Source organism: Nonomuraea wenchangensis (genome assembly GCF_900111685.1).
Taxonomy (GTDB): domain Bacteria; phylum Actinomycetota; class Actinomycetes; order Streptosporangiales; family Streptosporangiaceae; genus Nonomuraea; species Nonomuraea wenchangensis.
Genome location: NZ_FOHX01000012.1, coordinates 192,628 through 217,017, shown reverse-complemented (window position 1 = coordinate 217,017; position 24,390 = coordinate 192,628). Strand labels below are relative to the sequence as shown.

Annotated in this window: 23 protein-coding genes; 16 read left to right on the top strand and 7 right to left on the bottom strand. The window is 71.2% G+C overall.

All coding sequences use genetic code 11. From position 1 onward, the window contains the following. Window positions 1-95 precede the first annotated feature (95 nt). From BMW85_RS31870 to BMW85_RS31845, 6 genes are all read left to right on the top strand, one after another. Window positions 96-2,192 carry an alpha-galactosidase gene (locus BMW85_RS31870; protein WP_091088854.1) on the top strand — a complete coding sequence of 699 codons (2,097 nt, stop codon included), beginning with the start codon at window positions 96-98 and terminating at the stop codon, window positions 2,190-2,192. 60 nt (window positions 2,193-2,252) lie between these two features. After that, window positions 2,253-3,572 (top strand): ABC transporter substrate-binding protein, encoded by a 1,320-nt coding sequence (locus BMW85_RS31865; RefSeq protein ID WP_218156006.1) that lies wholly within the window; start codon window positions 2,253-2,255, stop codon window positions 3,570-3,572. A 62-nt stretch (window positions 3,573-3,634) separates the two neighbouring features. Next, window positions 3,635-4,579 (top strand): carbohydrate ABC transporter permease, encoded by a 945-nt coding sequence (locus BMW85_RS31860; protein ID WP_177240986.1) that lies wholly within the window; start codon window positions 3,635-3,637, stop codon window positions 4,577-4,579. Continuing rightward, window positions 4,576-5,451 (top strand): carbohydrate ABC transporter permease, encoded by an 876-nt coding sequence (locus BMW85_RS31855; RefSeq protein ID WP_218156005.1) that lies wholly within the window; start codon window positions 4,576-4,578, stop codon window positions 5,449-5,451. The genes BMW85_RS31860 and BMW85_RS31855 overlap by 4 nt, the downstream gene beginning before the upstream one ends. 28 nt (window positions 5,452-5,479) lie before the next feature. Further along, entirely contained in the window at window positions 5,480-8,089 is a 2,610-nt protein-coding gene (locus BMW85_RS31850; RefSeq protein WP_091088849.1) for a carbohydrate-binding protein, read from the top strand. 132 nt (window positions 8,090-8,221) lie between these two features. Further along, window positions 8,222-9,703 (top strand): ricin-type beta-trefoil lectin domain protein, encoded by a 1,482-nt coding sequence (locus BMW85_RS31845; protein ID WP_091088846.1) that lies wholly within the window; start codon window positions 8,222-8,224, stop codon window positions 9,701-9,703. 273 nt (window positions 9,704-9,976) lie between these two features. On the opposite strand, the gene BMW85_RS31840 is transcribed toward BMW85_RS31845, so the two are convergent. The 4 genes from BMW85_RS31840 to BMW85_RS31825 form a co-directional block, all read right to left on the bottom strand. Continuing rightward, window positions 9,977-10,411 (bottom strand): PIN-like domain-containing protein, encoded by a 435-nt coding sequence (locus BMW85_RS31840; RefSeq protein WP_091088844.1) that lies wholly within the window; start codon window positions 10,409-10,411, stop codon window positions 9,977-9,979. Between the two features lie 4 nt (window positions 10,412-10,415). Further along, window positions 10,416-11,132, bottom strand: a complete 717-nt coding sequence (locus BMW85_RS31835; RefSeq protein ID WP_091088842.1) for a DUF433 domain-containing protein — start codon at window positions 11,130-11,132, stop codon at window positions 10,416-10,418. A 392-nt stretch (window positions 11,133-11,524) separates the two neighbouring features. Further along, window positions 11,525-11,977, bottom strand: coding sequence for an SRPBCC family protein (locus BMW85_RS31830; RefSeq protein WP_091088839.1), 453 nt, complete (start codon window positions 11,975-11,977; stop codon window positions 11,525-11,527). 58 nt (window positions 11,978-12,035) lie between these two features. Beyond that, the gene (locus tag BMW85_RS31825) at window positions 12,036-12,593 is read right to left on the bottom strand and encodes a MarR family winged helix-turn-helix transcriptional regulator (protein WP_091088837.1); all 558 of its coding nucleotides are present in this window, start codon (window positions 12,591-12,593) and stop codon (window positions 12,036-12,038) included. An 87-nt stretch (window positions 12,594-12,680) separates the two neighbouring features. On the opposite strand from BMW85_RS31825, the gene BMW85_RS31820 reads away from it, so the two are divergent. The 5 genes from BMW85_RS31820 (at window position 12,681) to BMW85_RS31795 (ending at window position 17,009) form a co-directional block, all read left to right on the top strand. Further along, a complete protein-coding gene (locus tag BMW85_RS31820) occupies window positions 12,681-12,983 on the top strand; it encodes an ArsR/SmtB family transcription factor (protein ID WP_091088834.1) in 303 nt (100 codons plus the stop codon). Continuing rightward, window positions 12,973-13,506 (top strand): YbaK/prolyl-tRNA synthetase associated domain-containing protein, encoded by a 534-nt coding sequence (locus BMW85_RS31815; protein WP_091088831.1) that lies wholly within the window; start codon window positions 12,973-12,975, stop codon window positions 13,504-13,506. The genes BMW85_RS31820 and BMW85_RS31815 overlap by 11 nt, the downstream gene beginning before the upstream one ends. A gap of 358 nt (window positions 13,507-13,864) precedes the next feature. Then, window positions 13,865-14,929, top strand: coding sequence for an AAA family ATPase (locus BMW85_RS31805; RefSeq protein ID WP_245775184.1), 1,065 nt, complete (start codon window positions 13,865-13,867; stop codon window positions 14,927-14,929). Then, the gene (locus BMW85_RS31800; RefSeq protein WP_091088826.1) at window positions 14,926-16,263 is read left to right on the top strand and encodes a vWA domain-containing protein; all 1,338 of its coding nucleotides are present in this window, start codon (window positions 14,926-14,928) and stop codon (window positions 16,261-16,263) included. Before BMW85_RS31805 ends, BMW85_RS31800 begins: the two co-directional genes overlap by 4 nt. Then, window positions 16,260-17,009, top strand: a complete 750-nt coding sequence (locus BMW85_RS31795; protein WP_091088825.1) for a hypothetical protein — start codon at window positions 16,260-16,262, stop codon at window positions 17,007-17,009. Before BMW85_RS31800 ends, BMW85_RS31795 begins: the two co-directional genes overlap by 4 nt. A 37-nt stretch (window positions 17,010-17,046) precedes the next feature. Here BMW85_RS31795 and BMW85_RS31790 read toward each other — a convergent pair whose 3' ends face one another. Continuing rightward, window positions 17,047-17,850, bottom strand: coding sequence for a hypothetical protein (locus BMW85_RS31790; RefSeq protein ID WP_091088822.1), 804 nt, complete (start codon window positions 17,848-17,850; stop codon window positions 17,047-17,049). 204 nt (window positions 17,851-18,054) lie between these two features. After that, the gene (locus BMW85_RS31785) at window positions 18,055-18,492 is read right to left on the bottom strand and encodes a MerR family transcriptional regulator (protein WP_177240985.1); all 438 of its coding nucleotides are present in this window, start codon (window positions 18,490-18,492) and stop codon (window positions 18,055-18,057) included. Window positions 18,493-18,529: 37 nt separating this feature from the next. Here BMW85_RS31785 and BMW85_RS31780 point away from each other — a divergent pair, with 37 nt between their 5' ends. After that, window positions 18,530-19,186: a class I SAM-dependent methyltransferase gene (locus BMW85_RS31780; RefSeq protein ID WP_091088817.1), complete on the top strand. Its 657-nt coding sequence runs from the start codon at window positions 18,530-18,532 to the stop codon at window positions 19,184-19,186. 11 nt (window positions 19,187-19,197) lie between these two features. Here BMW85_RS31780 and BMW85_RS31775 read toward each other — a convergent pair whose 3' ends face one another. Further along, the gene (locus BMW85_RS31775; RefSeq protein WP_091088814.1) at window positions 19,198-20,148 is read right to left on the bottom strand and encodes an NAD(P)-dependent oxidoreductase; all 951 of its coding nucleotides are present in this window, start codon (window positions 20,146-20,148) and stop codon (window positions 19,198-19,200) included. A 360-nt stretch (window positions 20,149-20,508) separates the two neighbouring features. On the opposite strand from BMW85_RS31775, the gene BMW85_RS31770 reads away from it, so the two are divergent. From BMW85_RS31770 to BMW85_RS31755, 4 genes are all read left to right on the top strand, one after another. Next, complete coding sequence (locus BMW85_RS31770; protein ID WP_091088812.1) at window positions 20,509-21,948, top strand: MBOAT family O-acyltransferase; 1,440 nt, start codon at window positions 20,509-20,511, stop codon at window positions 21,946-21,948. Window positions 21,949-21,959: 11 nt separating this feature from the next. Further along, window positions 21,960-23,132, top strand: coding sequence for an alginate O-acetyltransferase AlgX-related protein (locus BMW85_RS31765; protein ID WP_091088810.1), 1,173 nt, complete (start codon window positions 21,960-21,962; stop codon window positions 23,130-23,132). A 61-nt stretch (window positions 23,133-23,193) separates the two neighbouring features. Further along, on the top strand, window positions 23,194-23,766 hold the full coding sequence (locus BMW85_RS31760) for an RNA polymerase sigma factor (RefSeq protein WP_091088808.1): 573 nt from the start codon (window positions 23,194-23,196) through the stop codon (window positions 23,764-23,766). Next, window positions 23,763-24,380 (top strand): hypothetical protein, encoded by a 618-nt coding sequence (locus BMW85_RS31755; RefSeq protein ID WP_091088805.1) that lies wholly within the window; start codon window positions 23,763-23,765, stop codon window positions 24,378-24,380. Before BMW85_RS31760 ends, BMW85_RS31755 begins: the two co-directional genes overlap by 4 nt. Window positions 24,381-24,390: the final 10 nt, after the last annotated feature.

Genomic DNA, 24,390 nt, shown 5'->3' with positions numbered 1-24,390 from the left:
CGATCCCGCAAACAGGTCTTCCCTCATGTCGGTGTGACCGCTCACACTGCCCTTGTGACCGGTCACACCGTGACAGTACGAAAGAGAGTTCCTTGATGCCTGCTGACGTCGTCGAGATCCTGCGCTGGGGCCACTCCGGCCTCGCCGCCGTACTGGAGGTCCACCCGGATCGCCCGGTGGCGCTGCGCGAGCTGACCGCCGGGCCGGTCACCGTGCGGGCGCGGGTCTCCCAGCCGGTGGTGGAGGTGCTGGTGCCCGGCGAGGGCCGGGCGCGGGCCTCGCAGCGGCTCTCGGAGACGGCGGTGGGCTGCCGGCTGCGTTACGCCGGGTCCGAGCAGTCCCGCGCGGACGGCTGGCACGAGCTGCGGGTGCGGATGCGGGACGAGGTGTCCGGGCTGGCCGCGGAGCTGACCCTGCGCTCGCCCGAGGGCGTGCCGGCCGTGCAGGCGTCGGTACGGGTGACGAACCACGGCGAGGAGCCCGTGCTCCTGCTGGCCGTCACCTCCTTCGCCGCGGGCTTCCTCGGCCTGCCGGCCGCCGAGCTGGACGTCCTGTACGGCGACAGCGACTGGCTGGGCGAGAACCGCTGGACCAGCAGGCCGCTCGCCGACCACGTGCCCGACCTCGGCCTGGCCGGGCACGGCCAGCACGGCAAGGGCGTCTTCACGCTGACCAGCACCGGCACCTGGTCGAGCGGCAGGCACGTGCCGATGGGCGGGCTGAGCGAACGGCGTACCGGCCGGACCTGGTTGTGGCAGATCGAGCACAACGGCGCGTGGCGGTGGGAGGCCGGCGACCGGCTGGACGGCGCGTACGTGGCACTGTCCGGCCCCACCGATCCCGACCACCAGTGGAGCGAGCTGCTGGCGCCCGGCGAGTCGTTCGTCACCGTGCCCGTCTCGGTCGCCGTCTCCGACGACGGCGTGGAGGGCGCGGCGGCGGCGCTGACCGCGTACCGCCGCGCGCTGCTGCGTCCCCATCCGGACCGGCCGGCGCTGCCGGTCGTGTTCAACGACTACATGAACACGGTGATGGGCGATCCGACGACGGACAAGCTGCTGCCGCTCATCGACGCCGCCGCCGCGGCCGGGGCGGAGGTCTTCTGCGTGGACGCCGGCTGGTACGACGACGGCGGCGACTGGTGGGACAGCGTGGGGGAGTGGCTGCCGTCCCAGACCCGCTTCCCGCGCGGCCTGGAGGAGGTGCTGGCCAGGATCGCCGGGCACGGGATGACGGCCGGGCTGTGGCTGGAGCCGGAGGTGATCGGCGTACGCAGCCCGATGGCCGACAAGCTGCCCGCCGAGGCGTTCCTCCAGCGCGGCGGCGTCCGCCTGGCCGAGCACGGCCGCCACCACCTGGACCTGCGCCATCCGGCGGCCGTCGCGCACCTGGACCAGGTGGTGGACCGGCTGGTGGAGGAGCTGGGCGTCGGCTATTTCAAGCTGGACTACAACGTCAACCCCGGCGCGGGCACCGACGTCGGCGCCACGAGCGTCGGCGCGGGGCTGCTCGCCCACAACCGGGCGCACCTGGCCTGGCTGGAGGGCGTGCTGGACCGCCATCCGCACCTGGTGCTGGAGAACTGCGGGTCGGGCGCGATGCGCATGGACTACGCGATGCTCTCGCGGCTGCAGCTCCAGTCGACCAGCGACCAGCAGGACTTCCTCCGCTACCCGCCGATCGCGGTCGCGGCCCCGCTGTCCGTGCTGCCCGAGCAGGCCGCCAACTGGGCCTACCCCCAGCCCGGGATGACGGACGAGGAGATCGCCTTCACGATGTGCACCGGCATCCTGGGCCGTCTCTACTTGTCGGGCAACCTGCACCGGATGACGCCGGAGCAGCTCGCCCTGGTCCGGGACGGCGTACGGCTCCATCAGAGCCTGCGCCCGGACCTGCTGCGCGCCACGCCGTGCTGGCCGCTCGGCCTGCCCGGCTGGGACGATCCGTGGCTGGCCCTCGGCCTGCGTACGGAGCACGTCACCCACCTGGGGATCTGGCGCAGGCCAGGAGCCGACGAGACCACCGTGCTGCGCCTGCCGCACCTGTCCGGGCGGGACCTGCGCGCGCAGGCCGCCTACCCGGCCACGCAGGAGGGCTGGTCCGCCGCCTGGAACCCGCGGACCGCGGAGCTGACCGTCACCGCGACGGTCCCCGCGCCCACCGCCCGAATTCTGCACCTTCGTCCCTACTAATCTCCCCAAAGGGATGTTCGATGCCATAGGCGGTCGAACATGGATAAAGGAAGCCGAACCGTGAAGCTCGTACAGCGTGTCGCCGCCGCGGCGACCCTCGCCCTGGCCGTCACGGCCTGCAGCGATCCCTCCGCCGGGCCCGCCGCGCCGGCCGCCGGCGGCTCCCCGGCCGCCTGGCCGTCGCCCACCGCCCGGCTGGACGGGGTCACGTTGACCATCTGGGCCGCCCAGAACAGCAACACCGTGCCCAAGGCCGTCACCGACGCCTTCACCCAGGCCACCGGCGCCAAGGTCGAGGTCGTCACCATCCCCGACCCGTACGAGCAGGGCGTGCAGACCAAGGTCGCCACCGGCGACAAGCCCGACCTGGCCTTCTGGCAGCCGACCGCGTCCATGCTCACCGCGCTCAACGCCCGCGCCAACCTGCAGCCCCTCGACGGCGCCCCCTGGGTCGAGGCGCTGTCGCCGGAGCTGCGCGACATCACCGGCCTGCTGGACGAGACCCGCTACGCCGCGCTCGTCACCAGCCCCGCCGTCGAGGGCGTCTACTACAACAAGCAGGTCTTCGCCGCGAACGGCGTCAAGGAGACGCCCAAGAACTTCGACGAGATGCTGCAGGTCGCCCGCACGCTCAAGGGCAAGGGCGTCACCCCGTTCTTCGAGATGGCCGGCGACAAGTGGGCCACCCAGTGGTGGGTGCAGGTCCAGCTCGCCGACGCCGCCAAGAGCGGCCTGTGGGAGCGGGTCAACACCGGCAAGGAGACCTTCGAGGACACGACCATCCTCGACGCCGTCAAGACGTACAAGGCGCTCATCGACGAGGGCCTGTTCAACGCCGACATCAAGACCGCGAAGTTCGAGGACCAGGGCGAGGCGCTGCTGTCCGGCAAGGCCGCCATGGCGATCCAGGTCAACTCGTTCTTCGGCCAGCTCCAGGCCAAGGCCGACACCGCCGAGCTGGACGAGAAGATCGGCTTCTTCCCGATCTCGCCCAGCGGCAACGTCGGCACCTCCATCCCCGACCAGTCCAACGCGCTGGTCGCCTTCCGCACCGGCGACACGGGGCGGGAGGCCGCGGCCCGGCAGCTGCTGGCGTACTGGATGGGGCCCGGCTACGCCGCCTTCGTCGCCGACCGCAAGACCGTCTCGCTGCGCCCGGACGTGCCCACGCCCGACGGCGTGCCGCAGGCGCTGCGGGACGTGCACGCCTCGCTCGGCCGGTCGGTCGGCTCCATGCAGTCGCTGGCCGTGGCCAACCCGGACCTGTATCTCAACCTGGCCGACATGATCACCGGCAGCCTGACGCCTGAGCAGGTGGCCGCCGCCACCCAGAAGCAGTTCGCCCAGCTCGCCAAGGCCGCCGTCGCCACCGGCTTCTGACCGCACCGGCGGGAGGCGGCCCCGGCCTCCCGCCCCTCCCCCCACACCCCACCAAGGAGCCGATGGTGCCGACCGGCCGGCAGACGCTCACCCGCCCAGCACGCCGCGTCCCGGCCGCCCGGCCGGCGCCACGCGGGATCGCGCGCGACCGCACCCACCCGATGTGGTTCCTCGTCCCGGCGTTCGTGATCCTGTTCGTGTTCTTCTTCCTGCCGACCCTGTTCAACTTCATCTACGCCTTCACCGACTGGTCCAGCTTCAAGAGCGACATCCGCCCGGTCGGCTTCGACAACGTCACCGCCCTGCTGTCGGACGGCACCCTGTTCAGCGCCCTGCGCATCACCGTGGTCTACGCCGCCCTGGTCGCGCTGTTGCAGAACCTGTTCGGCTTCGGCCTGGCGGTGCTGCTGGAGAAGGACACCTGGCTCAACCGGGCCGCCCGCCTGGTCTTCGTCATCCCGGTGCTGATGTCCGCGCTGGCCGTCGGCTACCTCTTCCAGGCCCTGCTCAAGCCCGACGGCAGCCTCAACGACCTGCTGTCGGCCCTGACCGGGCAGCAGGTGGAGATCGCCTGGCTGGGCAGCACCACCTGGACCCTCGTGCTGGCCGCGGCCATCCACGCCTGGAAGTGGATGGGCCTGTCCATGCTCATCTACCTGGCCGGGCTCAAGACGGTGCCCGAGGACGTCACCGAGGCCGCCCGCATCGACGGCGCCACCGGATGGCAGGCGTTCTGGGCGGTGCGCTTCCCGCTGCTGGCCCCCGCGATCACCTTCAACGTGGCCACCGCCCTGCTCGGCTCCATGAACGGCTTCGACATCGTGCAGGCGCTCACCGGCGGCGGCCCGGCCCGCAGCACCGAGATCCTCAACATCTTCATCTACCGCACCTTCGGCCAGGGTCTGTTCGCCCAGGCCACCACCATGAGCCTGGTGCTGTTCCTCATGGTCGCGCTGCTGGCCTTCCCGGTCATCCGCGTCCTGCGCAAGAGGGAGGACATCCTGTGACCGCTCCCGTCCACGGCGCGCCGCGCCGCCGCGTCGCCCGCCCGCCGGTCGCCCGCGGCTGGGCCGCGCGGCTGCGGCCCGCCGTCGTCGTCGCGCTCGTCGTCCTGGTCATGGGCGTGCCGCTGTGGCTGGTCGTGGTCACCGCCGGCAAGTCGCAGGGCGAGGCGCTGTCGCCGGACCTGTCCCTGCCCTCGCGCTGGCAGCTCTGGGACAACCTGGCCCAGGTCTGGGAGCAGGGCGAGGTGCCCAAGGCGTTCCTCGGCAGCGTGCTCGTGGTCGCGCCGTCGGTCGCGCTGGTGCTGGCGTTCGGCTCCATGGCCTCCTGGATCCTGGCCCGCCGCGCCACCCGGCTCAACGCCGTGCTGTACGCCCTCGCCATCAGCGGCATCGTGCTGCCGCCCGCCGTCGTCACCATCGTGCTGCTGCTGCGCCAGCTCGGCCTGGCCGGCAGCCCGGTTGGCATGATCGGCGTCTACGTCGGCATCTACCTGTCCACGGTGATCTTCTTCGTCACCGGGTTCGTCCGTACCGTGCCGCTGTCGCTGGAGGAGGCCGCCCGCATGGACGGCGCCGGTCCTGTGCGGGTGTTCTTCTCCGTCATCCTGCCGCTGCTGCGCCCGGTGCTGGCCACCGCGACCATCCTCATCTGCCTGTACGTCTGGAACGACGTCTTCTACGCCTTCTTCGTCATCGGCGGCCGGCTCGACACGCTGCCGCTGAACCTGTTCCAGGTCGCCAACGCCGGCCTCTATCTCAACAACTGGCACCTGATCTTCGCCTACATCATCCTCATGAGCCTGCCGCTGCTGGTCGTCCTCGCCGTCGCCCAGCGCAAGATCATCTCCGGCATCACCGGCGGCGCCGTCAAGTAGCCCTCCCCCCATCCTGAGAGAGGACGTCATGCCCCGACCCCAGCCCCGATCACGCGCGGCCACCACCGCCGCCGCCGTGGTTCTCGCCTCACTGACAGCCGTCCCTCCGGCCCACGCCGCCGCCCCCGACGCCGCCCCCGACGTCGTCGCCGTGGACTTCGCCCAGCGCACCGGCGCCGTGCACGGCGGCGCGACCGGCATGCTGTACGGCCTGTCGGACCCCGGCGTGCCCGGCGACTCCCTCCTCGCCGGCGCCCGGCCGCGCACGATCGCCCAGAAGGCCCCGGACGGCGACCAGCACCCCAACGGCGACGCGCTCAAGGTCGCCGACGGCTTCTTCGCCGCCGGCGGCGCGGAGATCGTCGTCTACATGCAGGACGTCTACAGCCAGTGGCCCTACGAGAACCGCGGCATCGACGACTACCTCGCCAAGGTGGACACGATGGTGCGCAAGGTCGTGCGCGAGCGGCCGAAGGACAAGGGCAAGTTCGTCTGGGTGCCGTTCAACGAGCCCGACGGCATCTGGTACCAGAACTGGAACACCTCGAAGCAGAAGTTCTTCAGCGACTGGAAGGCGGTCTTCGAGCGCATCCGCTCCATCGACCCCGCCGCCCGCATCGTCGGCCCCAACGAGGCGAACTACAACCCCGGCCGCCTGCGCGACTTCCTCACCTGGGCCAAGGCCACCCCCTGCGCCGGCGACCAGCAGGGTAACTGCCTGCCCGACATCATGGCCTGGCACGAGCTGTCGCGCAGCCGGCTCGCCGACTACCGCGGCCACTACGAGGACTACCGCCGGATGGAGCGCGAGCTCGGCATCGGCCCGCTGCCCATCAACATCGACGAGTACGGCAACCGCCGCGACATGTCCGTCCCCGGCCAGATGATCCAGTGGATCTCCCTGTTCGAGGACACCAAGGTCGACGCCGACATGGCCTACTGGACCTACGCCGGCAACCTCGACGACCACGCCGTACGCACCCGCCAGGCCAACGGCGGCTGGTGGCTGCTCAAGTGGTACGCCGACCTGACCGGGCAGACGGTCAGGACCACCCCGCCGCAGCTCAATGTGGCCGACACCGTGCAGGCCGTCGCCGCCATCGACGAGCCCGCCCGGCGCGGCACCGTCCTGGTCGGCGGCGGCTCGCAGCCCGTCCGCCTCGACGTCTCCGGCCTCGCGGACGCCGTCTTCGGCCGGCAGGTCGACGTCCTGGTCTCGCGGACGACGTGGAGCGGCTACGAGGGCGACGCGCTCCAGCCGCCGGTCGTGGCCGCGCGGCGGGCCGCCGTACAGGACGGGCGCATCCAGGTGGACCTGCCCGGCGGCGACGTGATGGCCGCCTACCGGGTCACGATCGTGCCCGCCACCGGGGCCGCGCCCGCCACGGACGCGCCGTGGAGCACGTCGGTGGAGGCCGAGTCGGCCACCCTCACCGCCGCCCAGGCGTTCGACCAGGACACCACGGCGGACCCGCAGCTCTACGCCACCTCCGGCAGGCGCGACGTCGGCGCCATGAACCAGACCGGCTCGGCCGTGACGTTCTCCGTCACCGTGCCCCGCGACGGCCGCTACCGCCTCGGCATCCTCCAGGGCGCCAACAAGATCCCCGGCAGGCACGCGCTCTTCGTGGACGGCCGGCTCGACCAGATCGTGCAGTACTCGGCCAACCTGGGCTGGACCTACCGCGGGCGCACCGACGTGGAGCTGACGCTGGCCGCCGGCACCCACCAGCTGTCCATGCGCACCAGCGCCGACGGCGCCACCCGGCTGCCCGGCAGCGACATCACGCTCGACAGGTTCGACCTCACCGAGATCACCGGGGCGGAGCGGGCGGCGTACCCGGCCGACGAGGCCCGGCTGTCGGGCGGGGCGCGGATCACCCGCGAGGGAAAGGGCCCGGCGATCGCCCTCGGCGGCGCCGCCCGCGCCACCTTCTTCCTCGCCGCCGGCCAGGACGGCTACTACGACCTGACCCTCTCCTACAAGGCGAGCGCCGCCGGCGACCTGGGGGTCCGCCTCGACGGCCGCGAGGTGCGCGGCCTGCGGGCCACCCGCCCCGGCGAGGCCGCCTCGCGCGCCCGCGTCTACCTGCCGGCCGGCGTCTCCAAGGTCGAGGTGAGCGGCCCGGCCGGGCTGGAGCTGCGCGGGCTCACCACGGTCAGGGCGGCGCAGGCCGACACCGCGATCCATCGGGTCGAGGCTGAGCGGGCGCGGCTCGCCGGCACGGCGAGGGCGGTCACCGTCCCCGCCACGAGCGCGTCCAACGCCTCCGGCGGCGTCTACGTGGGCGACCTCGGCAACGGCGCGGGCAACACCCTGACCCTCGCCCGCCCGGTCGGCTTCGGCGCCGGTGAGTACGTCCTGCTCACGCACTACGCCAACGCCGACCGTAACACCGGGCATCCGTACAACACCGACGTCATCAGCCGCTTCCTCGACATCACCGAGACCGGCGGCGCGACGACCCGCGGCGTGTTCCGGCACAACTACGCCTGGGACAACTTCTGGCCCCAGGCCACGCCGCTCACCCTCACCACCCAGGACGGCGCGCTCGTCCTCGGCAACGCGGGCGCCTACGGCCCCAACGTGGACCGGCTGGAGCTCGCCCGTCTCGTCCTGGAGGTCCAGAACGGCTGACCGCCGCCGCCACTTTCCTGCCGGGATCTTTCCTCGGGCATGTGTTAGCGCTAACTTGGGCTTGGCAAACGGATTTGTCTCCGGGCGGGCGTCAACGATCGCGCGATAAGCGCATGCCCTAAGGAGAGAACCATGACAGGCGCCCCCTCCCGTCGCGACACATCCCGAGGCAGGCGGCTGCTCGCCGCGCTGGCGGCCCTGCTGCTGCTGCCGATCACCATGGTGAGCTTATGGACGGCGCCCGCGGCGGCCGCGACCAGTCAGTTCCGCGGCATGAACTGGGCGGTGCTGGGCGACAACTTCAGCACCGCCCCGCTCGTCGTCGACGGGCTGAGCGGCTCCGACAGCTACGCCACCGTGCAGGCCAAGGCCAACGCGCTGTACGACGACATGCAGTCGACACTCGGCGTGAACACCGTCCGGCTGCCGATCAACACCCACACCGTCGGCACCACCTGGTGGAACGCCTACCGCGGCGCCATCGACGCCGCCACGGCGCGCGGCTGGAAGGTCATCCTCGCCTACTGGGAGGACGGCGCGGCCTCCGGGGGCCGCATCACCAACCTGTCGGCGTGGAACTCGATGTGGTCGACCGTGACCTCCCAGTACGGCTCGAACAGTCTCGTGTACTTCGAGCCGATGAACGAGCCCCACGGCTACAGCTCGGCCGAGTGGCGCAACCTCGCCGCCGACTGGCTGAACAACCACTACTCGGCCCCGCCGAACCGGGTGCTCGTCGGCGGCACCGGCTACAGCCAGGACCTGCGTGACCTGTGCAACGACTCGCGGTTCGCCGGCACGCTGTTCTCGTTCCACCACTATGCGTTCTTCTACTCCGCGAACACGTACGACGGCTGGCGGTCCCACGTCCAGACGCGCCTCGGCAACTGCGCCTCGCGGGCGGTCGTGACCGAGTTCGGCGCTCCGATGAACAACGGCCTGAACTACGCCGACGCGAACAGCACGGACAACTTCGTCCGCCACATCCGCGCCGTCACCCAGGTGATGCGGGACAACGCCATGGGCGGCACCTACTGGCCCGCCATCGGCGGCAAGCCCGGCGACATCGGCTACGACTGGTACTCGATGTACGCCAAGAGCGGCAGCGGCACCAACCTCGACCTCACGATCCGCAACCAGTCCGGCGCGACCCGCCTGCGCTACGGCTGGGGCGACGCCGTCGACGGCGGCGGTGGCGCCACGACGACCCAGATCGTCAACCAGAACTCCGGCAAGTGCGTCGACGTCCTGCAGGGCTCGACCGCGAACGCCGCCGAGATCATCCAGTACACCTGCAGCGGAGCCGCCAACCAGCAGTGGCAACTGCGCGATCTGGGCAACGGCTACCACAACCTCGTGGCGCAGCACTCCGGCAAGTGCCTCGACGTGAACAACGCCTCCACCGCCGACAACGCGGCCGTCATCCAGTACACGTGCGGCAGCGGCACCAACCAGCAGTGGCAACTCCGCGCCGTGTCCGGCACGAACTACGTCGAGATCGTCGCCCGGCACTCGGGCAAGTGCCTCGACGTGTCCGGCCAGTCGACGGCGAACAGCGCCCGCCTCCAGCAGTACACCTGCTGGGGCGGCGCCAACCAGCGCTGGGACGCCTGAGGCCACACCCAGCCGAAGCACGTGAACACGAAGGCATCGGGCCCGTCAGAGGGCGAGATGCCTTCGTGATCCTGGACGGCAGCCTGGAGGTCGTCCAGCTCGTGGTCCAGTCTTCCTGCCCTGCGGTCAATCGCCGGCTGCCAACCGCCTTGAGCAGCCCTGACCCTGCTGCACGACAAAGACCGCTGGCTGACCTCGATGAAGGGCGTGTCACGCCCGCCGAGAAACGCCGCGACATGGCGGCTGTAACTTCACCGGGCCGAAGAACCCGCGTCACCGCTTGAGCGGGTACCTGATCGACTTGCGGCGAAGGCGGTCCTCGTGAACCGCGAAGATGAACGGCACGGTGATGCGCTTCGCATGGTTGACGATGCTGGTCTCATGGAGGAGAAATCGCCTGAACATCTCCTGTCCTGGCAATGCAGCGTTGGCCAAGGCAAATGCCCGGGCACCGCTGACATAGAGCGCTTGGGCCTCGAGCGGGTTGCTGGCGATCTCTATGTCCTTGCACAGCAGCACGTCGCCCCGGATGGTGGCTTCCTCGATCCACTGCTGGTCAGGGATATGTTGAGATCGGTCCTTGCCGTACCGCTCATCCATGGTCTCGACGATCCAGCCGGCCTCTCGTAACGCAGTAGGCACGATGACCGATCCCAGGCCGCGGTCAAGGAAGAACGTCAGTCCAGAATCATGCGCTTCCCCGGCCATGGACTCACGCGGCCTGCGCTGCCAGGAGCTCTACCTCACTCAGGGAGAGTTGGTAATCGCCGGCGATGTCCAGCGCGTCCTCGCCTGCCCGGAGCCTGCCGAGAACATCCGCGATCCGTATGCCGCGGCTTGCCAGCGTGGGCTGTCCGCCATTTATCCACGGATCCACCGTGACCTCGACGCTTCGATAGCTGGGCAGCCGGATCACGCGGACCCAGCCGTCCTGATAGCTCACGCGCTGAAGATAGTCGCGGATCACCGGGCGAAATACCTGCTGGCCACCCTTACGAACGACGACCAGGCCGTCCACCGCTTCCCGTTCTGCGGGAACGTTCGTGTGGTGCTTGAAGTCCCACAGCACTTCGGCGCCGTCTGTGGCAAGCCGTTGACTCGCGAGTGCCTGAGCGAGGCCGATATTGCGCTCCAGCCACTGAATCGCCGGCCGGATCCGCGTCATGGGGACGCCTGCGCTACGGAATGCGGCCAGCATGAATCCCTCGGCGAGCCCGACGAACGGTACGGTCGGCGAATGCTGTCTTGGTGATCCCGCTGTGGTGACGAGCGGCTCAGCTGCCACGCTGACCCCGTCCACCCGCTTGTAGGCGTAACCGACAGCCCAGTTGCGAAAGGTCTGCCGAGGGACGCCGATGAGGTCAGCTGCTTGGCCCTTGGTGTAGAGAGGAGTCACGTAGCGGTAGTCGTCGACCATGCTCGTCGTCATCGCTGTCCTCCCTTCCCAGACCTATCCTCATCTATTGATCGCCCTGTGTCAGCTTTACTACCACGGTCGCTTACGAGATCTCCGGCGTTTGGGAGACGAAGGGTGTTCATCCAAGTATGAGGGCTTTCCCCTGATCAGGACGAGCCGGGAAGTTTCCGGCGTGGCGATCCGCGCCGAACGCTGACCAGGAACTGATCTTCGAACTCCTTTGCGCAGCTGGACGAGGTTCGCAGCCGTGACAACGGAGGCGCTGGCATGCGTCTCGGCCTGCGCGTTGCCTCCGTTCGGTGGAAGCGGCCGGCGACTGGTGGGCGGCGGCTTGGGACTCATCCCGGCATAGTTCGGCAAGGCCGGCATGGGCGACGTTCGGCACCGGCCAGGCTCCCTGTCACTCACGCCCGCCCAGGCGCTCCCTGCCTGGGCGGATGCCTCGGACCACGCCCGCCACCCTCGATCGCCTGCTTCATCTCCCGCGCGCCGTGCTCGACGCGGATGCGGATCTCGGCGGCTCGCGTGTGCGGCAGCACGTTGGTGGTCCAGATCAGCCTGCCCGCCGTGTCGCCCTCCGGGCGAACCTCGAACGAGGCGTGGTGGTGGTCGAGCGCGGGTCTCGCGCCTTCGACGACGGAATAGGCCAGGTAGCGGGCATCGTCGTCGATCGCGACGATCAACTCGCGGACGACGTGCCCGTCGGGAAAGGTCAGGAATCGCTGATCGCCCTCAAGCCGGGTGTCGACGACACGGCCCGGCAGCAGGCGCTCGTGCACGGCTCCGACGTCGCGCAGCACCTCCCAGATGTGCGCGGGGGACGCGTCGATGACGATCTCGTGGCGGATGGAGGTCATGACGCCGGGCACTCCTCCCGGACAGGGATCGCGGCTCCGGAAGCGGAAGCTGTCGTGGTCATGGCTGTTGTCCGATCCGGCGCAGGTGCTCGGCGAGGCGATGCTGGTTGGCGGCCAGCCGCAGGCACAGGTCGCGCAGCAGGACCAGTTCTTCGGGGGTGAACCCGTGGAACATCGCCCGCATGGCGAGCTGCGACGGCTTGCGGAACGCCTCCATCCACGCTCGCCCGGCAGGGGTGATCTCGGCCAGAACGGAACGTCGATCCTTCGGGTCGGGGACCCGGCGGACCAGTCCGTTGTGCTCCAGCGTGTCCACCAGGCCGGTGGCGTTGCGGGAGCTGACCCCGGAGGTGCGGGCCAGCTCGCCGATGCTGATGCCGTGCTCGCTGTTGTTGAGGCGTACCAGCAGGTCGAGCGCGCCCGCGCTGACTCCTCGTCCCTGGGCGCCGTGGGCGCGCATGCGCTCGACGGCCTGGTTGGCGGTGCGGACGGCGGCGCCCGCCTCGAAGGTGAGCAGGGTTTCGTCGTCGTCGGCGAACTGGGCCATCGCGGCCCTGACCCGAGGGTCGTAGAGGAGGCCGTCAGGGTCGCTCTCGTAGGTAGTTACGTCCTTCATGATGAAGAAGGAGAATAGTACGTCCTTCCATATTTTGTCGATCTCGCCGACCTGGACAGGCAATTAGCTAATTGCCATAATCCCTTTGTGTTGGACGTCGATCTGGTGAAGGCACTGGCCAACGACAAGCGATTGCTGATCCTGGAGTGGCTGCGTGACCCTGAACGCCATTTCCCGCCGCAGCGTGACGGCGATCTGGTGCGCGACGGGGTCTGCTCCTTGTTCATCGCCCAGAAGCTGGGAGTGAGCCAGCCGACCTGCGGCGAGCATCTGAAGGTGCTCGCGCAGGCCGGGCTGTTGCGCGGCAAGAAGATCAAGCAGTGGGTGTTCTACCAACGCGACGAGGACCGCATTTCCGAGGCGAAGGAGTTGCTGAGCGGTGAGTGGTGAGCTGGGTGGCGGTGGTGTCGCAGCACCCGAGGGTCTGGACGCGGGGCTCTACGAGCGGTTGATCGCCGATCTGGAAGCAGCCGGGGCGCGCTATCGGCTGATCGACCACCCGCCCGAGGGACGCACCGACGAGGTCAGTGCTCTGCGTGGACACGACGTCGCACAGGCCGCCAAGTGCCTGGTCGTCATGGTCAAGATCGGCAAGAAGCGGACCCGGTACGTGCTGGCGGTGGTGCCCGGTGACGCCCGCCTGGATCTGCAGGCGGTGAAAGCCCTGCTGGAGGGCACCTACGCCGCCTTCGCCGACCGCGAGAAGGCCGAGGAGCTGGCCGGCAGCGTCAGTGGCACCGTGCTGCCCTTCAGCTACCACCCCAAGTTGGAGGTGATCGCCGACCCGGCGCTGCTGCGGGTCCCGGAGGTGTTCTTCAACGCCGCCCGCCTGGACCGCTCGATCGCCCTGGCCACCGACGACTACCTACGGCTGGCCGCCCCTCGCGTCGCCCCCATCAGCACCGCTCCCTGACTCCAGCGCCATCCCGGCGCTCGCGGTCGTCGAGAACTCGATGCGTCCCATCGGGGACAACTGGGCGAGCAGCCGCTGGTCGCCGACGTGCGGGCCGCGTTGTTCCGGGCGCTGCCCGACGGCCAAGGTCGTCGACAAGGCCGGAGACCGGCCGTAGGCCGCTGCGTCATCTTTGGTTGACGCACGCTCGATCGTCAACCTAAGATGACGCCATGAAGGCCGACCTCATCGCGGCGGTGAACGCCCACAACCGAACCCGGACGAACGTCAGCGGTAGTCAAGGCTCGACGTCCCGACGCGTGCTGCCCGCGAGCGGCCCGGGCGCCCGGCGAGGAGGACGATGATGGCGCCGCCATCAGTGACACGGGACGCCCTCGCCGTCGCGGTGACGGCCAACCTGCCGGTCATCCTGTGGGGCGCGCCGGGCACCGGCAAGACGTCCGCGGTGACCGCGCTCGGCGCGGCCGCCGGCCTGCCGGTCGAGGTGGTGGTCGGCTCGATCCGCGAGCCCAGCGACTTCTCCGGCCTGCCGGTGCTGCGTGACGGCGGCACCTGGTTCGCGCCGCCGCGATGGGCCGAGCGGCTCGCCGCCGGGGGCGGCGGCCTGCTGTTCCTCGACGAGCTGACCACCGCGCCGCCGGCCGTGCAGGCCGCCATGCTGCGGGTGGTGCTGGAGCGCACGGTCGGCGACCTGACGCTGCCGGACGAGGTGCGGATCGTGGCCGCCGCCAACCCGCCGGACCAGGCAGCCGACGGCTGGGACCTGTCCGCGCCGCTGGCCAACCGGCTCATCCACCTGGACTGGACGGTCTCGGCCGAGGACGTCGCCGAGGGCTTCGCCGGCGGCTTCCCCGTGCCCGAGTTCCAGCTGAAGGCCCCAGCCGGAACCGCCGATGCCCGAGCGCTGGTCGGGGCGTTCCTGCGGGTACGGCCCGAACTCGTGCTGGCGGTGCCCGACAGCCCGGACCGGGCGGGCCGCGGCTGGCCCAGCCCGCGTAGCTGGGAGATGGCCGCACGGGCGGTCGCCGCGTGCGAGCACCTGGGCGCCGGCGAGCCGGTCCTGGCCGAGCTGGTGCTCGGCGCGGTCGGTGAGGCGGCCGGGTTCGAGCTGCTCTCCTGGCGCCGCAACCTCGACCTGCCCGATCCGCAGACCCTGCTGAACGACCCGCGGGCACCCCTGCCGGAGCGGCTCGACCGGCTGCACGCCCTGCTCGGCGCGGTGGTGGCGTACGTACGGTCGGACGGCACGACCGACACGTGGGAGCGGGCGTGGGCGGTGGTGGCGCGGGTCGCGCGTACGGCACCGGACGTGGCGGCGACCGCGGCCCGGTCACTGGCCCGCTCCCGGCCCGAGGGCGCGACCCTGCCCGAGACGATGCTCGAACTCGCTCCGGTGCTGCGCTCGGCGGGGCTCCTGCGATGACCGCCGACCGCCCCCGCGCTCCCGGCTACGAGGACGCGGTGCGCGCGAGGATCGCCGCCGCGCGGCTGTGGGCGGCGCACCGGGCGCCGTACCTCGCCTCGGCCGTCTTCGCCCTCAACACGGTCATTCTGGAACCGGCCCTGGACGAGGACACCGGCGCGCCCGTCGCCGACCCCGGCTTCCGCGCCTTCCCCGCCGACACCCGCTGGAACCTGTACGTGGAACCGGGCACCGCGCTGGCGACCCCGGTCGAGGAGGCCGGCTGGTGGATGCTGCACCAGGTGGGTCATCTGGTGCGCGGGCACGCGGCCCGCTCGCCGGTACGGCCGGAGCCGGGCCACGAGGTGAGCACTGCCCGCCTGCCTGCCGCCGGCGCGGTCCGCGACGAGGAGGCCCACCGCTGGAACCAGGCCGCCGACGCCGAGATCAACGACGACCTGGAGGCCGAGGAGCTGCGCGGCCCGGTGGGCGTGGTGTCGCCCGCCGAGCTCGGCCTTCCTGCCCATCGCACCGCGGAGGAGTACGTGCCGATGCTCGACGTGCTCGCCTCCGCGATGGGCCGCGGCGGGCGGGCACTGGCCGAGGCGATCGACTGCGGCAGCGGGGTGGACGGGCAGGAGCGCACGTACGAGGACGGCGGCCCCGGCGAAGGGCTCACCCGGCTCGACCGGGAACTGCTCGAACGCTCCATCGCGGCCGGCATCCAGGACCGGATCAGCGCGCGCGGCGAGCTGCCGTCAGGATGGCGCCGCTGGGCCGAGGAGCGCCTGCGCCCGTCGGTGAACTGGCGGGCCCGCCTGGGCGCGGTGATCCGGCGCGGGCTGAGCACGGTGGCGGGGCAGGTCGACTTCAGCTACCGCCGCCCGTCGCGCCGCGCCGGCGCCTACGCCGGCATCGTGCCGCCGTCGATGGTACGCGCGGTCCCCGACACGGTCCTGGTGATCGACACCTCCGGCAGCGTCACCAAGGACGTGCTGAGCCGGCTGCTCGCCGAGGTGACCGGGATCATCGACGGCGTGGCCGGTCCCGGCCGGAGGCTGCGGGCGTTCTGCTGCGACGTGCACCCGCACCCCGTCCAGGTGGTGCGCAGGGCGAGCGACATCGAGCTCGTCGGCGGCGGCGGCACCGACATGCGGGCCGGCATCGCCACGGCGATGGCCCTGCGGCCCCGGCCCGACCTGGTCGTCGTGCTGACCGACGGCGAGACACCGTGGCCCGAGCAGCGCCCTCCCGCGCAGGTGGTGGTCTGCCTGATCGGCGACGGCGGACATGCGCCCGGCTGGGCGTCCGTGGCCCGCATCCCGCAGGGGATGCCGGCGAAAGGAGAGACATGACGACGGCCTACGCCGACGAGCCGAGCCCGGAGCCGCTGCACGAGTGGCGGCGACGGGGTTTCACGATCGCCGAGGCCCGGCGGTGGATCGACGACGGCTTCTCGATCGGCAACGCGGAGCGGTGGCGGGGATCCGGCGTCTACACCGCGGCCGACGCGCGATCGTGGCGCACCGCCGGAGCCACGCCGTACACCGTGGATCTGTGGCTGCGGGCCGGCATGACGCCACGGGACGCGGTGCGGTGGCGCGAGATGGGCTATTCGCCCGAGGAGGCGGCCGACCGGCACCTCGCGGGGGAGCGCCCGCACCCGCGCGGCCTGCTGTGGCGGCTGCTGCACCGGGGCGAGCCGCCGGGCGGCGCGTTCGCCGACGAGGAACGCTCCCACAGCATGCGCGAGCTCCTGCGTGCCGGCATCCCGGCGGGCAGGGCCCGCGCCTACGTCGAGGCGGGCTGGACGGGCGCCGCCGGGGTGGAGTGGGCCGAACGCGACATCGAGGCAGGACAGGCCCAGGTCTTCGAGGCGCTCGGCCTGTCCGCCCGCGAGGCCGGACGCGTGCTCGCCTCGGGGCAGGACGCCATCTCCCTCATGACGGAGTTCTGGCGCGCCGGAGTGCCGATCGACGAGGTGGCGGACTGGCGTGCGGCGGGTTTCACCGGCGAGGAGGCGGCCCGGCTGCGAGCCGAGGGCACCGGCGTCGAGCAGGCCAAGGTGCTGCGGGCGTTGACCGACGGCGACGAGCCTTGAGGAAGCTGTAGCCTGGCGGGCAGCCCACGCCCCGGAGTCAGGGAGCCGTATGACTTCGAGGCGCGAGCGAGCCCACCACTCCCAGCGCCGCGGCGGCCACGTAGGACCAGTTGATCAGTTCCAGGCCGCCGGAGCAGTTGGACGTTGCCGACGATGAGGCGAGCTGGGCGACCGGTTCGTACAGGGCGGGCACGAGGAGCACGAGGGCGGCGAACAGCGCGGCCGGACCGGGTGCGAGCACGGCGCCGACAGCGGCCACACCGACCCACACGCCGGCGGCTTCGGCGGTGAAGAGGTGCATTTGGACCAGCGCCCAGGTGTCCTCCAGATTGGCGTAGCAGCCGAGGTCCTCGGTCGTCGAGGAGACGGGCATGGTGGCGGCGAGGTCCAGGCCGACGGCGATGAACAGGACCGCCGTCCAGGCGGCGGCGGTCGCCCGCCTCGCCGGACGGCGGGGCCGCCGGTCCGCGCGATCCAGGAGGCAGGCGGTCAGGGCGGCCGCGTAGCAGAGCAGCAACAGCCACTCGCCGCGCTGCGGCCCGCAGGGCGTGAGGTACGGGATGACGACGGTCAGCGCGCCCAGCACCAGCACGGCGGCCGACAAGGATGCGCCGAGCACCGCGAAGCGGCGCGGCAGCCACAGGGCGAGCAGCGCGAGCGCCACCGGCAGGAGCTCCGCGCTCCACTCGCCGAGCGTCCACACGACCGTCGGCAGAGCACCCGGCCCGGGCAACGCCTCGGAGAGCGGCGTATAGGCGAACCACCCGCAGCTCTCGCCGGGGATCAGCACCGATAAGACGGCCGGGGCCACGGCCGCCAGCATGGCCAGGAGACGGAACATCGGGCGGCCTTTCGCCGGAGTCGGGTATGTCAGTGCATGATCGTAGATCCCGGCCCGTGCCCTGCGCCTTCGGGTGTCCGAGCCGGGGCTCGCCGCCCGCCGCGTCGAGCGAGAGGGCTCGGGTCACCGGCCACGCCGCCCCCGGCGGCCCGTTTCGACGGCTTTGCGGGCGTACGCGGCTCTGGCCCGATCAGCGCGGCGAGGTCAGTGCGCGTGGACCCGTGCGTGAGCCTCTTCGAGAGAACATCCCGCCAGGAGCGCCGACACCCCGCCGGCGAAGTTGGGGCACTCGAAGATGTCCTCGTGCGGGCAGGCCAGGCCATGGGCGACGGCGGTGCGGGCCGCCTGCGCCTGAGCGATCCGCTGGTCCAGCTCGGCGAGCTTGCGCTGGTACAGCTCCCGCCAGTCGTCGCCGGCCGCCGTACGAGCGGCGAGGAACGCCTTGACCTCCCGCAACGTGAAACCGGCATCGCGCAGCAACAGCACCACGCCGACCAGCCCGACCGCCGACGGCGGATAGCGCCGCTGGCCGGAGGCCCGGGCCGGCGGCGGTAGCAGGCCGAGAGTCTCCCAGTAGCGCAGGGCGGAGGTGGCGACGCCGGTGCGGTTCGCCAGCTCGCCGATCGTCAACTGCTCGCTCATTGACTTCAAGCGTACTTGAAGCCGTTGACTGGCGATCATGCAGACAGCAGGCACCTCTCTCAGGCAGCGCGCGATCCGATACCTGGTGAGCCAGGCCCATCACCCCCGGGGCGTCGTCGGGTGGGCGAACGGCTGGATGTTCGCCCATCGCCCCTCCAACCGGAAGCGCAACATCTGGGCGGTGTCGCTGCTGGACGTACGGCCCACCGACCGGGTGCTGGAGATCGGCTTCGGCCCCGGCGTCGCCATCGCCGAGTTCGCCGCCCGCGCCACCCAGGGCCAGGTCTTCGGCGTCGACCACTCGCGGGCCATGGTCCGGCGGGCCGCCCGCCGTAACGCCGCCGCCGTACGCGCCCGCCGCGTGCACCTCACGCACGCCTCCGTGGAGCGGTTGCCGAGCTTCGGCGGTCCGCTCGACGCCGTCCTCGCCGTCAACTCCGTGGGGTTCTGGCCGGACCCTGTGGAGCGGCTCGGCGAGCTGCGCTGCCTGCTCCGCCCGGCGGGCCGCATCGCGCTCGTCAGCCAGCCCCGCTGCCCCGGCGCCACCCGGGACACCACGGCCCGGGCCGCCCAGGAGCTCCAGGACCTGCTCACCCGGGTCGGCTTCGCCCACCTCCGGGTCGAGACCCTCGAACTCGACCCGCCCGTCGCCTGCGTGCTCGCCGACAATCCAGGCCACCGGCCCGGCCGGTGAGTACGGACAGATCAGGGACCCTCGCCGAGGCCGTCGTCCACCGCGACGTCCTCCGGCTCAAGGTCGAGTCCCGAGGACTTCGCCTGCAGATCCAGCAGAATGGCGAAGTCCTCGTCCACCCGGCCCGTGCTGACGCCGGCCTGGACGAGCTGGGCGGTGAGGGCGGTGACCGGCATCGGCACGTCCAGCGCGCGGGCGGCGGCCAGCCCCAGGTCGAAGTCCTTGCGCAACAGCGTCGGCGTGAACGTCGGTGTGTAGTCCAGGTGCACGAACGCCGGCGACTTGTAGCGGGTGAACGCCGAGCCCATGACGCTGTCGTTGAGGAACTCCAGGAAGGCGTGCCGCGGGACGCCGCCCTTCTCGGCCAGCACGGTGATCTCGGCCAGAGTCTGGGTGACCACGCCCAGCATCAGGTTGTGCGCGATCTTCACCAGGCGGGCGGTGTCGCCCTCTCCCACGTAGGTGACCGACCTGCCGAGATGCCGCAGCAGGTGGGCGACCCGGTCGTAGGTCTCCCGCGGGCCGGACACCACCAGGCTGAGCCGGCCGGTCCGTGCCACCTTCGGGTTTCCGCTGACCGGCGCGGCCAGGTAGGCGACGCCCCGCGCCTCACACGCCTGCCGCACCTCGGCCGACGACTCCACGGACACGGTCGAGGAGTCGATCACGACCCCCGGCACCGCGTCACCCGTGAGCAGCCCGTCGTCGCCGAGCAACACCTGTTCGAGGGCGGACGCAGTGGAGAGCGTGGTGAACACCACGTCCCGGTCACGCAGCGCGCCGAGCGACTCCGCGACCGACGCGCCATGCTCCTTGAGCGGCTCCGCCTTGGCGAGGGTGCGGTTCCATGCGGTCACGTCCACGCCGGCGTCGGCTAGCCGCGCGGCCATGGCGGTTCCCATGCGACCGGTCCCGATCCAGCCGGCGCGCGGTCCGGACCGGTTCGTCGTCGAGTCAGTCATCGAAACTCCCTGAGCGGACTGGTCGCCGATCCGTCGAGGATGAGCGCGCAGGGAGCGGACAAGAGTTTCCCCCGCCGGCAGGCACCCGCTCCGACCTGGAACGTCTCCGGTGCGAGCGCGAGTAAACCGCCCCGGTGGCCGCCCGGCCGTAAAGATCGCCATGAAGGATTTCGGCCTGGCGCGGCAATGACCGGTGACCGCACACGGCCAGGAGAGGCTCACATGAACACGCTGTCCGACCAGTACGCGACCAGCCGCCGGAGAGCGGCCGCTCATCGGGACGGCCGACGCGCCGGCCCGCGACGGCGTGCCAGAGGTTGACGGGCGTCCGAGCACGAGCCGGAACTGGTCTGGACACCGATGTCGTTCGCCTCCCCGTTGTTCCTGTGGTTCTTCATGCCGGCCACGCTGCTGACCTTCTGGGCGCTCCCGAGCCGTCACCGCAACGCGGTAGTCGCCGCGGCCAGCCTGCTCTTCTACGCCTGGGGCGCCGGGCCGCACACCCCGCTGCTGCTGTCGGCCATCGCCGTCAACTACGGCGCCGGCCTGGCGCTGGACTCGGCGCGGTTACGGGAGCGGCCCCGGGCCCGCCGCGGCGTGCTCCTGGCGGCCGTCGGCTGGAACGTCGCGATGCTCGCGGTCTGGAAGTACGCCGGTTTCGCCACCGAGCAGCTCGACGCCCTGACGGGCGCGCTGGGTCTGGGTCACAGCCCGGTCGTGGCCCTGGCGCTGCCGATCGGGATCTCGTTCTTCACCTTCCACCACCTGTCGTACGTGGTGGACGTCTACCGCGGCAACACGCCCGCCCAGCGAAGCCCCGTCCGGTTCATCACCTACATCGCGATGTTCCCGCAGCTCATAGCGGGACCGATCGTCCGCTACCACGAGATCGCCGAGCAACTGGGCGACCTCCGCAGGGACCGCCTCGGCGACCTGGCCGCCGGCTTTCCCCGCTTCGCCCTGGGCCTGGCCAAGAAGGTGATCGTCGCCGACTCGCTCGCCTCCGTCGCGGACGCCGCGTTCGCGCGGGCCGGCGGGCCGGTCAACACGCCGACGGCGTGGCTGGGGGCGTCGGCCTTCGCCCTGCAGATCTACTTCGACTTCTCCGGCTACTCCGACATGGCCGTCGGGCTGGGCCTGATGTTCGGGTTCCGGTTGCCGGAGAACTTCGACCGGCCGTACGCGGCGTACTCCGTCACCGACTTCTGGCGGCGCTGGCACCTGTCGTTGTCGCGCTGGTTCCGTGACTACGTCTACATCCCACTGGGCGGCAACCGGGGTGGCGCGCCGAAGACCTACCGCAACCTGCTGATCATCTTCGTGCTCTGCGGCTTCTGGCACGGCGCTGACTGGACCTTCCTGGTGTGGGGCCTGTACCACGGCGCCCTGCTGGTGGCCGAACGGCTGCTCGGCTGGGATCGTCCGCCGCGCACCGTCTGGACCTTGGCGCTGCGCCGCGCCGTGACCCTTCTGCTGGTCGTCGTCGGCTGGGTGTTCTTCCGCGCGGCGAGCATGACCGAGGCGTGGAGCATGCTGCGGGCGATGTTCACCTGGCGGCCGGGGGAGCTCGATGAGTTCGTCGCATGGGCGGCCAACCACCAGCGGATGACCGTCTTCGTGCTGGCAGCGCTGGCCGTGGTGGCGCTGCCGGCCTCGCGGGCGCTCGGCCCGCTGATCCAGTCGGGCCGGGGGCCGGCGGTGCGGCTGGCGCGCGCCGCGGTGACGTGGGTGGCCGCCCCCTACGCGGCGCTGCTGGTCGCCGCCGGCACGTTCAGCCCTTTCCTCTACTACCAGTTCTGACGGGATCACCGATGACCTTCGTACGGACCCGCGCGGCCTGGGGCCGCCGATCCCGGGCGCTCGCGGCGGTGCTGTTCTTCTGCGGCCCCGCGCTGGCCTTCGCCGCGGGCGAGCGGGCGGTGGAGATCGAGAACCGCAGGCTGCCGCAGTTCCCGGCGTTGTCGCGCGGCTGGGCGGTCGTGCCGGAGGTGGAGGCTTGGGCGTCGGCTCACCTGCCGTTGCGGCAGCACGCCGTCCGCGCCCACGCCGCCCTGTCGGAGCTGTTGTTCAAGGAGGCGCCGTCGTACGGCACGGCGGGCGCCCCCGGCTATCCCCGCGTGATCGAGGGGCGGGACGGCTGGCTCTACTTCGGTGACGACGTGACCGAGGCGTGCCGGCCGCGCTGGTCCATCACCGAGACCTTGTGGCGGGTACGCCGCCTGGCCGAGATCGTACGAAAATCCGGAAGGCGGTTCCTGTTCACCGTGGCTCCCGACAAGACCACGATCGCCCCGGACCGGTTGCCGGAACGCTTCCCCGGCCAGACCTGCCTCCGCAACCGCAAGCAGGAGTTCTGGGCCGCGCTCCGGGCCGCCGATCTGCCCGGTTTCGTCGAGCTCCGGGACCGGCTGGAGCGGGCACAGCGAGAGTCCGGCACGCCCGCGTACTGGCGGACCGACAGCCACTGGACCGAGCACTCCGCCGGCCTGTACGGCGCGGAGCTCGCCCAGGCACTCCAGCCCGGCCTGTCCCGGGACACCCGGCTGGTCAAGACCGGGCAGACGCCACGGAACGGCGACCTGGGCGGGCTGCTCGGCATACCTGTCGAGGAGCGCGTCGAGCGGTGGCGGCTGGTCCGCGACGGCGTGCGGCCGGTCCGGCAGGACGACCGCGACCTGCCCGTGTCGTTCCGCACCGTCCACCGGTCGGACCGGGCGCCGCTCTACCGGCCCCGGACGCTGCTGATCGGCGACTCGTTCACGCGTAACTCGCTGCCGTGGGTGCTGCCGTACTTCGCCGACCTCACCTATCTGCGCAGCGACGCGCCCGCCAGGACGGACCTGGATCATCTGGTGGAAAGGGTCGCCGAGAGCGAGACGGTGGTGTTCGAGATCGTGGAGCGTTATCTCGTCGGCGGGCACGCCGAGCTGCTGGACGACGCCGTGCTCGCCGCCCTCGACGAAGGACTGCGCACACTCCCGTGAAGAATTTCGGCCTGGCGTGGCAAGTACCGATGACCGCATACGCCAGGAAAGGTCGGCATGCATGACAATCCCTCGCGAAGCTGTCGAGGTCGACGACGCGATCCTCATCGAGAGGTCGCTGAACGATCCCGAGATCTTCGCCACGCTGTTCGACCGGCACGCACCGCTCCTGCACCGCTACGTGACCAGGCGCCTCGGGCCCAGCGAGGCGGAGGACGTCGTGGCCGACACCTTTCTGGCCGCTTTCCAGCAGCGCGGCGGCTATGACCGCCGTCGCTCCGACGCCCGGCCGTGGCTGTACGGCATCGCCTCCAACCTGATCGGCCGCCGGCGGCGTACCGAGATGAGCCTCTACCGCGCCTACGTCCGCAGCGGCGTGCACCCGGCGGAGCTGTCCGGGTTCCAGGTCGAGGACGGCGTCAACACCCTGGCCGTCAACCGGCCGCTGGCGCTGGCCCTGATGGAGCTCACCCCGGCCGACCGCGATGTGCTGCTGCTCGTCGCCTGGGCCGAACTCAGCTACCAGGAGGTGGCCGACGCGCTGGCCATCCCGCCGGGAACGGTCGCCTCGCGACTCAACCGGGCCCGTCACCGGATCCGTCAAGCCCTGAGCCGACAAGGAGATCGACCATGAACGAGCTGAAGGCCATGTGGCAGGCCATCCCCCCGGCCTCCCCGGAGGAGCTCGCCGGCGCGCGGCAGCGGCTGCTGCGCGGGATGCGTCCCCGGCGAAGGGTCGTCACCGGGCCACGGCTGCTGGTCGCGGCCGGTGTCGCGGCGGGGCTCGTCGTCACCCCGTTGATCAGCGGCGCCGGGACCTCCGCCTACGCGGTGGCCAAGAGCCCGGACGGCACGGTCAAGGTCACCGTCAACGAGCTGCGCGACCCCTCGGGGCTGGAGGCCAAGCTGGCGGAGGCGGGCGTCAAGGCCGACGTGACCTTCCTGGGCCAGGACACGCGGTGCGCGGCCCCCCGGTTCGTCAGCGTGGACCGGGCCTACGATGGTGCGCCGGCCGCGGACGTGAGCGAGCTGCGTTCGGTCGTGGAGGGGTCGCGCTCGTTCCAGGCCACCCAGGTGACGTCCATCCGCACGATCCAGATCTCCCCGGAATACATCAAGCCGGGCGAAACACTCGTAGTGGAGTTCCGCGACAACCGAAACTCGAACGTGCCCTGGCGGCTCGGCGCCTGGCTGGCCCAGGCGGGCACCCCGGTGAAGCCCTGCACGCCCGTCGAGGACACCCCCTGACCGGGCCGCC